At 75.7% G+C, this 14,548-nt stretch carries 11 protein-coding genes; 5 read left to right on the top strand and 6 right to left on the bottom strand.

Annotated elements, in window-relative coordinates; translation table 11 throughout:
* Positions 1 to 97: 97 nt before the first annotated feature.
* Positions 98 to 580: a cation:proton antiporter regulatory subunit gene (locus tag FRADC12_RS02115; RefSeq protein WP_045875339.1), complete on the bottom strand. Its 483-nt coding sequence runs from the start codon at positions 578 to 580 to the stop codon at positions 98 to 100.
* Positions 581 to 719: 139 nt separating this feature from the next.
* Positions 720 to 1,187 carry a hypothetical protein gene (locus FRADC12_RS02110; protein ID WP_502685219.1) on the bottom strand — a complete coding sequence of 156 codons (468 nt, stop codon included), beginning with the start codon at positions 1,185 to 1,187 and terminating at the stop codon, positions 720 to 722.
* Between the two features lie 223 nt (positions 1,188 to 1,410).
* Here FRADC12_RS02110 and FRADC12_RS02105 point away from each other — a divergent pair, with 223 nt between their 5' ends.
* The gene (locus tag FRADC12_RS02105; RefSeq protein WP_045875337.1) at positions 1,411 to 3,243 is read left to right on the top strand and encodes a glycoside hydrolase family 15 protein; all 1,833 of its coding nucleotides are present in this window, start codon (positions 1,411 to 1,413) and stop codon (positions 3,241 to 3,243) included.
* Between the two features lie 256 nt (positions 3,244 to 3,499).
* Positions 3,500 to 4,681, top strand: coding sequence for a hypothetical protein (locus FRADC12_RS02100; RefSeq protein ID WP_045875336.1), 1,182 nt, complete (start codon positions 3,500 to 3,502; stop codon positions 4,679 to 4,681).
* Here the strand turns inward: FRADC12_RS02100 and FRADC12_RS02095 are convergent.
* Entirely contained in the window at positions 4,671 to 7,550 is a 2,880-nt protein-coding gene (locus tag FRADC12_RS02095; RefSeq protein WP_157488665.1) for a pyruvate dehydrogenase, read from the bottom strand. The two genes, FRADC12_RS02100 and FRADC12_RS02095, sit on opposite strands and share 11 nt — an antisense overlap.
* Before the next feature lie 307 nt (positions 7,551 to 7,857).
* Between FRADC12_RS02095 and fabG the strand changes: the two genes are divergently transcribed.
* The 3 genes from fabG to FRADC12_RS02080 all read left to right on the top strand — a co-directional run bounded on the left by fabG (position 7,858) and on the right by FRADC12_RS02080 (position 10,533).
* A complete protein-coding gene (gene fabG, locus FRADC12_RS02090) occupies positions 7,858 to 8,580 on the top strand; it encodes a 3-oxoacyl-ACP reductase FabG (RefSeq protein ID WP_045875335.1) in 723 nt (240 codons plus the stop codon).
* 27 nt (positions 8,581 to 8,607) lie between these two features.
* Positions 8,608 to 9,771: a ferrochelatase gene (locus FRADC12_RS02085; RefSeq protein ID WP_084010397.1), complete on the top strand. Its 1,164-nt coding sequence runs from the start codon at positions 8,608 to 8,610 to the stop codon at positions 9,769 to 9,771.
* Between the two features lie 246 nt (positions 9,772 to 10,017).
* The gene (locus tag FRADC12_RS02080; RefSeq protein ID WP_045875333.1) at positions 10,018 to 10,533 is read left to right on the top strand and encodes a DUF3090 family protein; all 516 of its coding nucleotides are present in this window, start codon (positions 10,018 to 10,020) and stop codon (positions 10,531 to 10,533) included.
* A gap of 432 nt (positions 10,534 to 10,965) precedes the next feature.
* Here FRADC12_RS02080 and FRADC12_RS02075 read toward each other — a convergent pair whose 3' ends face one another.
* From FRADC12_RS02075 to FRADC12_RS02065, 3 genes are all read right to left on the bottom strand, one after another.
* On the bottom strand, positions 10,966 to 11,754 hold the full coding sequence (locus FRADC12_RS02075) for an Rv1486c family protein (RefSeq protein ID WP_198152754.1): 789 nt from the start codon (positions 11,752 to 11,754) through the stop codon (positions 10,966 to 10,968).
* A gap of 159 nt (positions 11,755 to 11,913) precedes the next feature.
* Positions 11,914 to 13,095: a glycosyltransferase gene (locus FRADC12_RS02070; protein ID WP_045875332.1), complete on the bottom strand. Its 1,182-nt coding sequence runs from the start codon at positions 13,093 to 13,095 to the stop codon at positions 11,914 to 11,916.
* Positions 13,096 to 13,384: 289 nt separating this feature from the next.
* Positions 13,385 to 14,491: a glycosyltransferase family 4 protein gene (locus FRADC12_RS02065; protein WP_232303559.1), complete on the bottom strand. Its 1,107-nt coding sequence runs from the start codon at positions 14,489 to 14,491 to the stop codon at positions 13,385 to 13,387.
* Positions 14,492 to 14,548 lie beyond the last annotated feature (57 nt).

The following is a 14,548-nucleotide window of genomic DNA, read 5'->3' as shown; positions in this document are numbered from 1 at the left end:
CGGCGCTCGCCCCCGGATGGCCGTGTCAGCCTGTGTGGCCGTGTCAGCCGGTGTGGCCGTGTCAGCCGGTGTGGCCGTGTCAGCCGGTGTGGCCGTGTCAGCCGGTGTGGAAGAGGTCCGCGACGGCGGCGGTGTTCTCCGGCGTCCCGACGACCACGACGACGTCGTCCGGGGCGAACCGGAAGTCCGGCCGCGGGGAGGCGAGGACCTCCTGGTCACGCACGACCGCGACGATCGACGCGCCGGTCCGCGTCCGGGCCTGGGTGTCGCCGAGTAGCCGGCCCGCGTACGGGGAGTCCGCCGAGATCCGGATCCGCTCGCCGACCAGGCCGGCGAACACCTTGTTCAGGTTGGCCAGCTTCTCGACGATGTGCGGGGCGCCGAGCAGCTCGGAGAGCACGTCGCCCTCCTCGGCGGTGAGCGCGAGCGACTCGGCGACGGCGTCCGGGTCGTCGGCGTCGTAGACCACCAGCTCGCGCCGGCCCTTGTGGTGCGAGACGACGCCGACGCGGCGCCCGGCGCGGGTGGTGAACTCGTGCCGCAGCCCGATCCCGGGCAGCGCGGTCTCCTCGATCTGCACGGCGCCGCCTCTCGTTGGCTGTGTCGACGTCGGCCCGCCGGCAGCTTCGCTGGTCGCACCGCGGCACCGCCGGGTTAGTTATACCGGTTTCTGCCTGTGGCGCCGTCCCCGCCGGCACCCTGACCTGCTGCCCGGTCCGCTACTGGCCCTGGGTCTCGGTATTGATGCCGAGCACGCCCGGACGGCCTGACACGCACCCGAACAGCTTGGCCCGGTCGGAGCTGGACGCCTTGGTCAGGTCGTAGCGCAGGGGGTAGACGCGGGTCACGTCCAGGTTGTTGCGGTCCGGCGGCTCCTGGATCGCCCCGCCCACCGACGGACAGGCCTTGCGGACTGCGTCCTTCTGGGCCTTGGTCGCGTCGCCGGTGAAGTAGACGACGCCCTCGACGGTCGGCGGCGGGCCGTCGACGATCGCGTAGATCCCGAACCCGATCAGGCCGAGCGTCGCGATCGCCCCGAGCACGACGTAGGTCCGCCGGCGCGGGTCGCGCAGGTAGCGCCAGGCCTGCGCCCAGGGAGACGGCTTCGGCGGCCGCACGCGTGGCGTCGGCGCGGTCACGGCGGGCGCCGCGGGCGCCGGGGGAGGTGCCGGCAGGTTTGCGGTCACTCTGGGGAATCCCCGTTCGGTTGTGCCCTGTGTCAGGTCATGTCGTCAGGTCCAGCCCACGCCGGGACCACCCGGTCGGGCCCTACCCCCAACGTAGCCCGGCGAACTGGCTCGTAATGTGTAGCGCCTGCCCTCGCGGCCGACGCGGGCCTCGCCGACCAGGCGGGTGCCCGGCCGCGCGGGCGCCAGCGGCGCTGCCGCATCTTCCCTGCTAGGAGTGCCCGTGGCATCGCTCATCGAGGACTACGCCCTGATCGGCGACACGCATTCGGCGGCGCTGGTCTCCCGGGACGGCTCGATCGACTGGCTCTGCCTGCCACGTTTCGACTCGCCGGCCTGCTTCTCCGCGCTGCTCGGCGACGAGGACGCCGGCCGCTGGCGGATCGCGCCGGTCGACCCGGTCGAGTCGGTGGTCCGCCGCTACCGGGGCGACACCCTGGTGCTCGAGACGGACATGGCCACGGCCACCGGCACGGTCCGGATCACCGACGCGATGCTGCCCAGGGCCGGCGCCCATACCGTGCTGCGGCTGGTCGAGGGCCTGTCCGGCACGGTCCGGATGCGCAGCGAGGCCCGGTTGCGGTTCGACTACGGCTCGATCGTGCCGTGGGTGCGCCGCCGTGACGAGCACACGGTGACCGCGATCGCCGGCCCGGACGCCGTGACCCTGCGCACGACCGCGCCGATGGAGAGCCACGACCTGGCGACGTTCGCGGAGTTCGAGGTCGCCGCCGGCCAGGCTGTCCCGTTCTCGCTGAGCTGGTACCCGTCGCACCAGCCGACCCCGCCGCCGCCCGCCGTGCGCCAGATGATCGCCGAGACCGAGGCGTGGTGGACCGACTGGATGGCCGGCTGCACCTACGACGGGCTGTACCAGTCCGCGGTGCGCCGCTCCCTGATCACGCTGAAGGCGCTCACGTTCGCGCCGACCGGCGGGATCGTGGCCGCCGTCACCACCTCGCTGCCCGAGCACATCGGCGGCGTGCGCAACTGGGACTACCGGTACTGCTGGCTGCGGGACGCGACGATCACCCTGCTGGCCCTGCTCGACGCCGGGTTCACCAGCGAGGCGCTTGCCTGGCGGGAGTGGCTGCTGCGCGCGGTCGGCGGTGACCCGTCCCGGGTCCAGATCATGTACGGGGTGGCCGGCGAGCGGCGCCTGCCCGAGTACGAGGTCCCGTGGCTGCCGGGCTACGAGGCCTCCGCTCCGGTCCGGGTCGGGAACGCCGCCGTCGACCAGTTCCAGCTGGACGTGTACGGCGAGGTCCTCGACGCCCTGCACGTCGCGAGGATGGCCACCGAGGTCGACGGCCGGGACGACTCCTGGGGCCTGCAGACCAAGCTGATGGACTTCCTGGAGACCGGCTGGCGCAAGCCCGACGAGGGGATCTGGGAGGTCCGCGGCCCGCGCCGGCACTTCACCCACTCCAAGGTGATGGCCTGGGTGGCCGCGGACCGCGCGGTCAAGGGCATCGTCGAGTCCGGCCTGCCCGGGCTGGTGGACCGCTGGGCGGCGCTGCGGGACGAGATCCACCGCGAGGTCTGCGAACAGGGCTTCGACGAGACGCGCGGGACGTTCACCCAGTACTACGGCTCGACCGAGCTGGACGCGGCGCTGCTCTACATGCCGCTGGTCGGCTTCCTGCCGGCCACCGACCCGCGCGTCGTCGGCACGGTCGCCGCGATCGAGCGGGAGCTCCTCGAGGACGGCTTCGTCAACCGCTACCCGACGGCCGAGGACGGTGCCGTCGACGGCCTGCCTGCCGGCGAGGGGGCGTTCCTGGCCTGCACATTCTGGCTGGCGGACAACTACGCCCTGTCCGGCCGGGTCCGGGAGGCCCAGGACCTGTTCGAGCGGCTGCTGGCGCTGCGCAACGACGTCGGGCTGCTCGCCGAGGAGTACGACCCCCGGCTCGGGCGGATGACCGGCAACTTCCCGCAGGCGTTCAGCCACGTCCCGCTGGTCAACACCGCGCGGACGCTGACCGACGCGTTGGGCGGCACGCCCCGGTCCCGGATCGACCGCGCCTACCCGCCGGGCCACTTCTTCGGCTGAGCCGGCCGGTGGACGGGCGGGCGAGAGGCCGCCGCTGTCGCGGTCGCCATCCGTGGCGACCCGGCGAGTCCGGTGCACGGGATGTCACGCAGCGCGCGACGGGTGGCGGGGCGTCGCGGCCCGGCGCCCGGCGCGAGCGTAGGGCGTAACGAGGTGCGATATAAGTATCGCCAGGCGTGGTCGACTTCGAGACTGGCTCAGACCGGACCCGCAAGCGGCCGTGTGATGGATCCCAGGGGCTACTACTCTTCCGGTTATGGACGACCACGCAGGTCAGGTCGCGGCCACCGGACAGCAGCTGACCCCACAGAACCTCGAACGGCTGGCGAAGCTGGCCAGAGAGCGCGGTGAGCCGGACACACTGCTGGCCGCGCTGGAGGCGCTGGTCTCGCTGAGCCGGGAACGGGTCGCCTCGGCCACCAGCGGAGTCGCCGATCTCGGGCATCTCGCGGCGGCCCTGATCGAGTACGGCGACGCCCTGCTCGACCACGACCAGGCGCCGCTCGCCCAGGAGAACTACGAGGAAGCGCTGCGGATCAACCGGCACCTGGCCACGGCCGACCGCACGCCCGAGTCCGAACGCCGCCTCGGGGTCAGCCTGGAGCGGGCCGGTGCCGCCCGCGCCGCGCTCGGCGACCTGGTCGGCGCGCTGGACATCCAGACCGAGTGCCTGGCGCTCGCGCACCGGCTGCTGGCCGACGGCGCGTCGGCGCCGACGGCCCGCCAGCGTCTCGCCAACACCCTGGAGAAGATCGGGGACCTGCGCCAGCAGCAGAGCGACACGAAGGCCGCGCTGGACGCGTACTCGGAGGCGCTGGAGGTCCGGCGCGGGCTGCTCAGCGTGTACGGCGAGGTCGCTCCGCTGCTGCGGGACATCTCCCGCGGGCTGCTCGACGTCGGCGACATGCTGCGGCTTCGCGGCGACAGTCCCGGCGCGCTCGTCCGCTACAACGAGGGCGTCGCGACGGCCCGCCGGGCCCTCGCTGCCGCCTCGGCCGGCGGCACCGACATCGACCCGACGGTGCCGCGCGCCCTGTTCCACTCGCTCAGCCTGGTCGGGAACATGCGCTACGACCAGGGCGACGTGTCGGGCGCGATGGACTCCTACGACGAGTCCCTGAAGCTGGTCCGCTGGCTGCGGACCGAGTACGGCGAGCACCCGACGGTCCTGCGCGACCTGTCGGTCGGGCTCGACAAGGTCGCCGGGGCGAAGGAGGCCCTCGGCGACCTGCCCGCCGCGGCCGACGGCTTCGAGGAGGCCCTCGACGTCGAGCGCCGCCGCCGCCAGATCGTCGGTGACCGCCCCGAGATCCTGCGCGACCTGGTCTGGGCCCTCGAACAGGTGGCCCGGGTCCGCGCCACCGGCGGCGACGCGGCCGGCGCCGCCGCCGCCGGCCGCGAGGCGCTCACCCTGCGCGACGCCAACGTCAGCGGCTGACCCGTTCCGGCCCGGCGCCGGGACCGGCCTGGTCCTGGCCGGCCGGGGCGTCCGCGTCCCGGCCCAGCAGGCGCAGCGCCGCCCCGACGATCGCCGCGGCCGCGACGGGAGCGCCCGCGCCGGACTCGTCGCCGGCGGGGCCCGCGCCGACGGCGGCGAGCCGGTCGCCGTGCACGCCGGCCAGGAAGCCGAGCTGGCGCGGGTCGCCGTCGACGACGGTCACCAGCGGGGCGCGCAGGTTCGCCGGGAGCAGCTCCGCCAGCACCCAGGACCGGTCCGCCGCGTCCGCGTCGGCGGCGTGGGAACGCTCGTCGCGGGCGCGCAGCGCGTCGAACACCAGGTCTGCCGACGTCACGACGGCCACCCCGATCCCGCCGCCCAGCCGGTCCGTCAGCTCGCCCGCCGCGGCCAGCACCTCCGGGAGGACCGCGCCCATCCCGACCAGGGTCAGCAGCGGCGCGGGACCGCCTGACCGCAGCCGGTAGCCACCGGCCAGCACACCCGCCCGCCGGTGGTCGCGCCCCGGCCCGGGAGCGGGCACGGCCGCCGCCCGTTGGTCGACCGGCCGGCCCGACAGCCGCACCAGGCCGGACCCGCCGTCGGCCCGGCCCAGCCTGCCGAGCGCCGCGAGCAGGCACCAGGCCAGGTCCTGCGCGAAGGCCGGCTCATAGCGGGTCACGCCGGGCAGACCGGCCCCGGCTGTCACGGCCGCGACCGCTGGGCCCGCCGTCCGCTGGCCGGCCCCGGCCGCCGGGTAGCGGCCGGTGTCGGCGATCGCGAGCACCGAGCGCGCGTCGGTCGCGCAGCCGGCCGCCCAGGCCGCCACCACCCGGCCGGCGGCGAGCTCGTCGGTGACCCCGATCGGCAGCAGCGCCAGGCCCTGCCGGTTCCACGCGACGCCCAGGTTGCCCAGCACCCCGGCGAACGCGCCGGGCGTGAGCGTCCCGGCGACGTGCCGGCGCCCAGTCGACGACGCCAGCGCCGGGCCCGCGTCCGGCACCGGGTCCAGCCAGTCCGCGACGACGCCGTCGGCGTCCCTCGTCGAGACCGTGACGATCGCGTCGGCCAGCTCGGGCGCGGCGGCGGCCAGGCCGCGCAGCAGGTGACCGAACGCCGACTGGGTCGACGCGAGCGCCTGTCCGTCACCGCCGGGGTCGAGATCCGGCGGGACGGGCGGTGGGAGCGGGGCCGCGCGGGTTGCCCGGTCCAGGTAGGACGCGACGTGGGCGGCTAGCCGGGCGCCGCGACCGCCCTCGCCCGGCCGGCCGCCGGCCAGCGGCTGGAGCGTGGATCCGCCGCCCGCCGGCCTGACCACCGGGTCCGCTTTCCCCGCCGGCGGGACCATCGGGCGGACCGAGGTGATGCCGACGGCCGGCGCCGGGCCCGGCCGGACCTCGTGGGCCTCGGGATCCCGGGTCGCGCGGCTGTGGACGTGGGCGAACAGCACGGTCGGCCGGTCCGCGGCCACCTCGTCGAAGGCGTCGATCAGCAGCGCCAGGTCATGGCCGCCCAGGTCACGCAGCGCGGCGTGGATCTCGTCGTCGGTGAGCGTCTCCACCAGCCCCGCGACGCCGACGCCGGCCGCGCCTGGCCCGGCGAGCCGGCGGCGCAGGGGCGGCCCGTAGGTGGTCAGCAGCTCGCGGTACTCCTCCTGGCTCATCCGGCCGAGGCGGGCCCGCAGCGCCTGCCCGCCCGGGCGGCCGAACAGAGCGGCCAGCCGTCTGCCGTGACGGAGAGTGAGCACCTGCCAGCCGGCGGCCTCGAACATCCTCGCGGCCCGGTCCGGGCCGCCGGGCCCGCCGAGGCCGGCCCGCTCGGCGCCGGCCGCCTCGGCGCCGACGGCCGCGCCCGAGACCAGCACCACCCAGAACAGCTCCCCGAGATACGGCGTCCGCTCGTCGGTGACCGCCTCCCAGACGGCCGCGTCACGCAGCTCCGGGTACTCGAGGAGGCAGACGATCCGGCCGCCCTGGGAATGGTCGAACCGGGTGCCGGCGAAGCGCCGGCCCAGCGCGCCCCAGACGGTCCCGCTCGGACCGGCGGTGCCGGCGCCGGTCGCGCGCAACGCGCGCGCCGCCGGGCCGGCGGGCACCGGAAGCCGCGTGACCGGGCCGCCTTCGGCGCCCGGCCGGGCGCCGTCGGCCCGGCTTCCGCCACCCTCGCCGCGGCTACCCGTGGCCTCGTCGTCGTCGGTGCCGGCAACCGCCGGGCGCGCAGCCTCCAGCACCTCGTGGACGGCGGCCAGCAGCGGTGCCGCGTCCGGTGTGGCGCTGACCCGGTCCTCGGCGCGCAGGGAGTCGAACCAGAGCACGGCGGCCGCGGACGCCCCGGCCGTCGTCAGCGCGCGGCGCCGGTCCGCGGATCCCCGATCCAGGCCGCCGGCCTGGGCGGCGCCGTCGATGTGGGCCGTCGCCAGCTGACGCAGCCGGTCCTCGACCTCGGCCAGCGCACCCAGGTCGAGGATCCCGCCGGGTGGGCCGGGGACGATCGCGCCTGGCGCGGCCGCGGCCGGCGCCCGGGTGGGATCGGGCGGCGCCGGCAAGGGCTGCAGCGCGGGCCCGGGCTCGACCTGCCCGAGCCACGGCACGGTTCGCCCGGGCGGGCTCACGGGCTCGGCGGGCCGGCCGGCGACGGCGGCCTCGTCGGCTGGCAGCCCGGCCTGGGCCGTCACGTCGCCGCCAGGGCCACCGTCGTCACCGGGGCCACCGTCGTCACCGGGGCCAGCGTGGTCGCCAGGTGCGCCGCGGTCGCCGGGTGCACGGTCGTCGCCGTCGTTGCCGGGCGCGGCCTCGTCCACCGGCCGGCCGGGCGGCTCGAAGGACCATTCCCGCGGTCGGTACTCGACGTGGCGAATCCCGGGCCTGAACACGACGCCTGCCACTCCAGTCCGGACGCGCGGGGCGGGCGGTGCGTTGCGGCCACCCCGCATCCATCTTCGTCATCGCCCGCCGAACGCGGTAACCCCGGTCCTCACGGAGCGACCCGCCGCGAACTACGACACGCTCGTCGAAACCGTACGTGCTCGCCGGGGTACCAACCTGGGCGGTCCCGTCCAGCCGGGCCGCGTCCCGAGTGTGAGACGCGCCTCGCGCGGGCGGGCCGGGACGCTGCCTGGCCACGGATCGCGGTGGCCGAGGTTCGGCCCGGAGGTGCCGGAGACCGCTACGATCCGCTCTATGGCAGAGAACGCGGGTCAGGGTCGGGTAGCGCTTGTCACCGGGGGTAACCGGGGGATCGGCGCCGCCTGCGCCGCGGCGCTGGCCGCGGATGGCCAGCGGGTCGCGGTCGCCAGCCGGGGCGGGCAGGCGCCCGACGGGCTGTTCGGCGTCCGGCTGGACGTGACGAGCGTGGAGTCGGTCGACAAGGCGTTCGCCGAGGTCGAGGCTGAGCTCGGCCCGGTCGACATCGTCGTGTCCAACGCGGGGATCGAGAAGGACACGCTGCTGCTGACGATGTCCGAGGACGCCTTCCGGGACGTCGTCGACACGAACCTGCTCGGCGCCTACCGGGTCGCCAAGCGGGCGGCGCGGGGCATGCTACGCCGCCGCTACGGCCGGCTGGTGTTCATCTCGTCGGTCGTCGGCATGTCCGGGCACGCGGGCCAGTCGAACTACGCGGCCTCCAAGGCCGGCCTCATCGGTTTCGCCCGCTCGCTGGCCCGTGAGCTCGCGCCGCGCGGGATCACGTCGAACGTCGTCTCGCCGGGACCGATCCGCACCGCCATGATCGACGCGCTCACCGACGCCCAGCGCGAGCTGATCATCTCCAGTGTCCCGGGCCGGCGGATGGGCGAGCCGGACGAGGTCGCCGCCGCGGTCGCGTTCCTCGCCTCCGAGCGGGCCTCCTACATCACCGGCGCCGTCCTCCCGGTCGACGGCGGCATAGGCATGGGCCACTAGCACCGGTCCCGGTCAGGCATCGACGCCGTGAGCTCCGCGTCACCGTCCGAGGACGGCGCCGTCGACGCGCTGCTGCTGCTGACGTTCGGCGGCCCGGACGGGCCGGACGACGTGCTGCCGTTCCTGCGCAACGTCACCCGCGGCCGGGGCGTGCCAGAGGCCCGGATCGCGCAGGTCGCGGAGCACTACCACCGGCTCGGCGGGCGCAGCCCGATCAACGACCAGAGCCGCGAGCTGCTGAGGGCGCTGCGCGACGAGCTCGCGCCGCTGCCGGTTTACTGGGGCAACCGGAACTGGGAGCCGCTCCTCGGCGCGGCTCTGGCCGAGATGCGGGCGGACGGGGTCCGGCGGGCCGCGGTCTTCGTGCCGTCGGTGTTCGCGACCTACTCCGCCTGCCGGCAGTACCGGGAGAACCTGGCCGCCGGCCTGGCCGCGCTGCCAGCCGGTGACCCGGTCCCCGAGCTGGTCAAGCTACGGGTCTTCTTCGACCACCCAGGCTTCGTCGAGCCGATGGTCGACCGGGTCGCGGCCGGCCTCGAGCGCCTGCCCGCCGGCCTGCGCGACGGTGCCCACCTCGTGTTCGTCGCGCACTCGGTGCCCCGGCGCCAGGCCGCCGAGAGCGGGCCCGACGGCGGCGCCTACCCGGCCCAGCTGGCCGCCGTCAGCCGCGCCATCGTCGAGGCGGTGGCCGGCCGGGGCGGGCGGGAGCATCCCTGGGACGTCGCCTACTGCAGCCGCAGCGGGCCGCCCACCGTTCCCTGGCTGGAGCCCGACGTCGGCGACCGGGTCGAGCAGCTCGCGGCGGCCGGCACCCGAGCGGTGGTGATCGTGCCGGTCGGCTTCGTCAGCGACCACATGGAGGTCATCCAGGACCTCGACCGGGACGCGCTGGCCCGGGCCGAGAAGGCCGGCGTCCAGGCCGTGCGGGCCGGGACGGTCGGGGCCGACCCCCGGTTCGTCCAGATGGTCGCCGAGCTGCTCGCCGAGCGCCGCGACCCGGGGCTGCCCCGCCGTTCCTGCGCGGGCCTCGGGCCGTTCCCGGATGTCTGCCCGACGGACTGCTGCTCGGCGCCGACGGTCGAGGACCGTGCCCCGGCCGCGGCGGGCACCCCGGCCGACGCCCTCGGCCGTGGCCGCCTCGTCGCGGCGGCCGGTGGGCCTGCCCTCGGGACCGGCCCGGCGCGCGACTGACCAGCCGTGCGCTGACCGGGTATCCCGGGGGCGGGCGTCGGCGGCCCGCCGGCCGGGCGGGGATACTCGACGTAGGATCTTTCGAGCGTCCGGCTGGTCCGGCCGGATAGCGTGAGACCGGCCGGAATACCGGCCGGAATACCGGCCTCGCAGACCCTGTTCGAGGGAGGTCGGTCGACCTTCTGGAGGCCGTGACGCGTCTCGGGGAGCGACCCCCTGGCCGGAACTGACGGAGTGTACGCAGGCATGCAACGATTCGTGTTCGACCCGCCGGAGCGGTTCGTGGTCGGGACTGTCGGGCAGCCGGGCGAGCGCGCCTTCTATCTTCAGGCCGCTCAGTCCGGCCAGCTCGTGACGATCGGCCTGGAGAAGGCCGAGGTGACCGCGCTCGCCGAGGGCCTGTCCGCGCTGCTCGGCCAGGTCGGCCAGCAGCAGGGCGTTCCCGTCCCGGCCGCCGCCGACATCGAGGTGGACCTCGCGCCGCTGCAGGCGCCGTTCGAGGAGGACTTCCACCTCGGCCAGCTGACCGTCTCGTGGGACGGCCGCCGGGTGTTCGTGGAGGCCGCCGGGCTCGCCCAGAACCAGCCAGGCACCCCCGTCAGCGAGGAGGACCTCGACTCGCTGCGGGTCGGGCTGTCGATCCCGCAGACCCGGGCGTTCATCGAGCGGGCGCGCAGCATCGTCGCCGCCGGCCGCCCGTCCTGCGTGCTGTGCGGTCGTCCCGACGGCCCGGACGGCCACTTCTGCCCGCGGCTGAACTGAACGGCTGAACTGAACCAACCGGGCCTCGGGGGGCGCGCCGGTCGGTTGCCCGGCCGCGCGCGGCGGCGGGCAGCCCGGGGACCGTTCGCCTCCGGGCCGCCGGGCCATGAGTCCCGACCTGCCGTGGTCTGGTGTGTTTTCCGGGCGGCGGCCGCTTCGTCAGTCGGCGCTGGGCTGGTTGTCCGAGGAATTCCGCGCGACGGCGCCGTCGCTTGCCTCCGGCCTGGCCGTATTCCCACCGTTGGGCGCCCGAACGTTGGGCAGAATGCCGCGGCTAACACTGCTAAGCCAGGTGATCGACGGAAGTTGGACCATAGAGACCAGGTCTCGAAAGCAAGGTTTTTTGGGCGGGGGGCCTTGCTACCGGGCGGGGGTGTCCGGCGACGCGCCGCCGGTACAGGGGGGTACAAGGGCACTGTCGCCGCCTCCCGGTCAGCGGGACGGCGGGGAGCTCGCGTGGCTGGGGTCGAACGCGTCGTAGGCGGCTTCGTAGGCCCGGCGGACGGCGGCGGACAGGCCGCGCAGCGCGGCGCTGCGGCGGCCGATCTCGCTGGCGGTGACGGCCGCACCGTCGTCCAGCGCGGCCAGGTCCAGCAGGGCGTGCAGCCGCTCGGCCCGGGCCAGCAGGGCGTGCGCGACCGGCGGGTAGCCGGGGCCGAGGCCCGGGCCGGGGTCTTCCTCGGCCCGGTCCCGCAGCAGCGCGAGCACCTCGGGCCGGGCACTGGCGATGTCGAGGTCCAGCAGTGCCGACGTGGTGGACGTGATCGCCTTGGCCAGCTCGTACTCGGAGGCCCGGACCGGGGCCGGCGGCGCCGGTACCCGGGCGGCCGGCAGGACCCGCCAGTGGACCGACTCCAGCGCTCCTTCGACCGCCGGTCCGTGCACCTCGACCATGGGCACCAGCAGCAGCGGCGGGCTGGCGCCGAGGACGAGCACCGCCTCGCCGGCGGAGAGCGCGTCGGCGTTGACCTCCGGCGGGCCGGGCAGGCCGGAGACGTCGCCCGGCACCGGCAGGATCAGGCGGAACCGCTCGGCCCGCGCGGAACGAAGCGCGCCCAGGCCGAGCACGAGCGGCTCGCCGCCGATCGTGTGCCGGCCGGGCCCGAGCGTCCCGTGGATGTGCGTCAGGACGTCGTCGGAGCCGACGAGCCCAGCCAGCCAGGCGTTGCCCCACCCGGTCAGGAGTCCAGACCGGGGCGCGGGCAGCAGTGCGTGGTACACGCGCCTACGGTAGGCACTTCCAGCGCGAGATGTGGCCCCGACCGGACCAGAACATGCCCTAACCGGGGGTGATTCCGGCAGGTAACCGGCGTGCGGGCGCGCCGGAACGCCCTCCGCGGCAGGCGAGGAGGGGGCTCGGACGGGCGCGGCCGGCCCCGGTCAGGCGGCGCGGGGCAGGTCGGTCTCGCCGGGTGCCGGTGTGAACGAGGCCTGGGCGGGCCGCGGGGACAGGCCGTGGACGGACAGGAATCCCTCGACGGTGGCGGACCAGGGGAACGTCTCGGCGCGGGCACGCGCGGCCACTCGCCGGTCGTTCTCGTCGAGCGCGAGGACCTCCTCGATGGCGTCGGCGAAGCCGTAGCCACAGCCGGCGGCGACCCGGCCGCAGTGCGGGTCGATCAGCTCGGCCATCGCGCTGCCGTGGTGCACCACCACCGGCGTGGCGCTCGCCATCGCCTCCAGCGCCGCCAGCCCGAACGTCTCGACCGGCCCGGGGGCCAGGCCGACGTCGGCGCTGGCCAGCAGGGCCGACAGTCGCTGGCGGTCCGCGACGAACCCGAGGAACACCACCGGCAGGCCGGCGGCCCGGCGCTCCAGCTCCTTGCGCCCGCTGCCGTCGCCGGCCAGCACCAGCCGGGCCGGGACCTTGCGGCGGACGAGCTCGGCGAGCGCGTCGATCGCGATGTCGACCCGCTTCTCCGGGTCCATCCGGCTGATCGCGACGAGCAGCACGTCCGAGTCGCGGGCGAACGCCCGGCGCAGCGACCGGTCGGCCCACTCGGTGCCGAACCGGTCCAGGTCGACGCCGAGCGGCACCTGGCGCAGGTTGTTCACCCCGAGGCGCAGGAACTCGGCCGCGGCCCAGCGGGTCGTCGTCACCACCGTGTCGTAGCCGGCGGCCAGCGTCCGGTTCGTGACGTCGGCCGCGGCGCGCACCGGCAGCACGCCGCGCAGCGACGCCGGGGTCTTCGCGCCCAGCAGCCGGTCGACCCGCTCGTGCGAGACGACCAGCGAGTGGACGCCGTCCCGGCGCGCCCAACGGCCCAGCCGGCGCAGCGTCGTGCGGTCGTGCACCTCGAGGTGGGTCGGGCGCGCTTCGTCGAGCATCGCCGTGACCCGCCACGGCTCGGTGATCATGCGGTATGGCGTTCCGGGTACCAGCGGGGAGCGCACCATCAGCGTGGTGACCCCGTCGACGTGGCGCACGCCGTCGCGACGCGCCGGCAGCACCCGGACCACCTCGTGGCCGGCGGCGACATAGCCCGCGGCCAGGTGCCGCAGCGTCGTGCGGATGCCGCCGGACGTCGGCGCCACGAAGTTGGCGACCTGCGCGATCCTCATCGGGCCCACCTTCCGTCGGCCCGCGCGCCCGGCGGCGAGCCGCGCGGCGGGCTGGTGCTCTCTCTGGTCGGTCCACCTGGCCAGGCGGGCAGGTGGTCGGCCGTCCGGGTCAGGGCAGGCCAGCGCGGCCCGGAGCCTGGCCGCGGCGCGGCCGGTCCGGTCATGTCCGGTCCGTGGGGGCTGGGGAGTGGGTGGGGTTCTGGCCAGGGCCGGCGGTGGCCCGAGCAGGTGGCGGCCGGGCCGCGTCGCCCGGCCTGGCGGAGTGGTCCCGCCGACGCCCGCGCCGGGCTCATCGCCAGGCGTCGGCGTCGCGGGCGGCGCCGACGTTGGCGCCGAGCACGTCGCGATAGTGGCCGAGCAGCTCATCGCCGATGGCGCGCCACCCGCAGTCCCCCACCGACTCGCGGGCGGCGACGCCCATGGCGACTCGGCCGGACGCGTCGCCGACCAGCCGGCTGACCTCCGCGCGCAGGGCCGCCGGGTCGCCGGGCCGGTAGTGCAGGCCGGTCCGGCCGTGCTCGACGACGTCGAGCAGCCCGCCGGCCGCCGGGCCGACCACCGGGACCCCGCTGGCCTTCGCCTCCTGGGCGGCCTGGCAGAAGGTCTCGTACTGGCCGGTGTGTACGAACACGTCGAGGCTCGCGAGCGCCGAGGACAGCTGCTGCCCGGACTGGAAGCCGAGGAACGCGGCGCCGGGGAGCTTGCGCTCCAGGCGGGCCCGCTCCGGCCCGTCGCCGACGACCACCAGCCGCGTGCCGGGCAGGTCGCTGACGGAGCCGAGCAGCTCGACGCCCTTCTCCTTCGCCAGCCGGCCCATGTAGCCGACGAGCACCTCGCCCGCGGGGGCGAGCCGGGCGCGCAGCTGCTCGTCCCGGTGCCCGGGGTTGAACCGCTCGAGGTCGACACCGCGCCGCCAGCGGGCGACCCGCTGCACCCCGGCGCCGACCAGCGCGTCGACGGCGTCCCAGGACGGCGCGAGTGTCCGGGCGGCCAGCCGGTGCACGGTCGCGAGCCACCGCCAGATCCCGCGGTCGAGCGCGGCCAGGCCGTAGCGACGGGCGAAGCCGGCGATGTCGGTCTGGTAGACCGCGACACTGGGCACGCCGAGCCGGTGGGCGGCGTACGCGGCCTGCGCCCCGAGCCCGGCCGGCGCGGCCAGATGCACGATGTCCGGCGCGAAGGCCCGCAGCGTCGGGGTGAGGCTTGGCCAGGGGGTCGCGAACCGGAACTGCGGGTAGCCGGGCAGGGGGGCCGACGGGGCCCAGAGCACCGGCGCATCCGCGTAGATCCGAGGAGCGTCGGCGATCGACCTGGGACCGGGCGACGGCGCGACCACGAGCGCCTGATGGCCTTCGGTCTTCAGATGCTCCAGGACGCGGCAGACCGTGTTCGTCACCCCGTCCACATGAGGAAGGAACGATTCGGTGACCACCGCGACGCGCACAAGGCCACG

The organism is Pseudofrankia sp. DC12, from assembly GCF_000966285.1.
Lineage (GTDB): Bacteria > Actinomycetota > Actinomycetes > Frankiales > Frankiaceae > Pseudofrankia.
The sequence above is the reverse complement of the archived record's forward strand: the minus strand, read 5'-3'. Positions and strand labels throughout refer to the sequence as shown.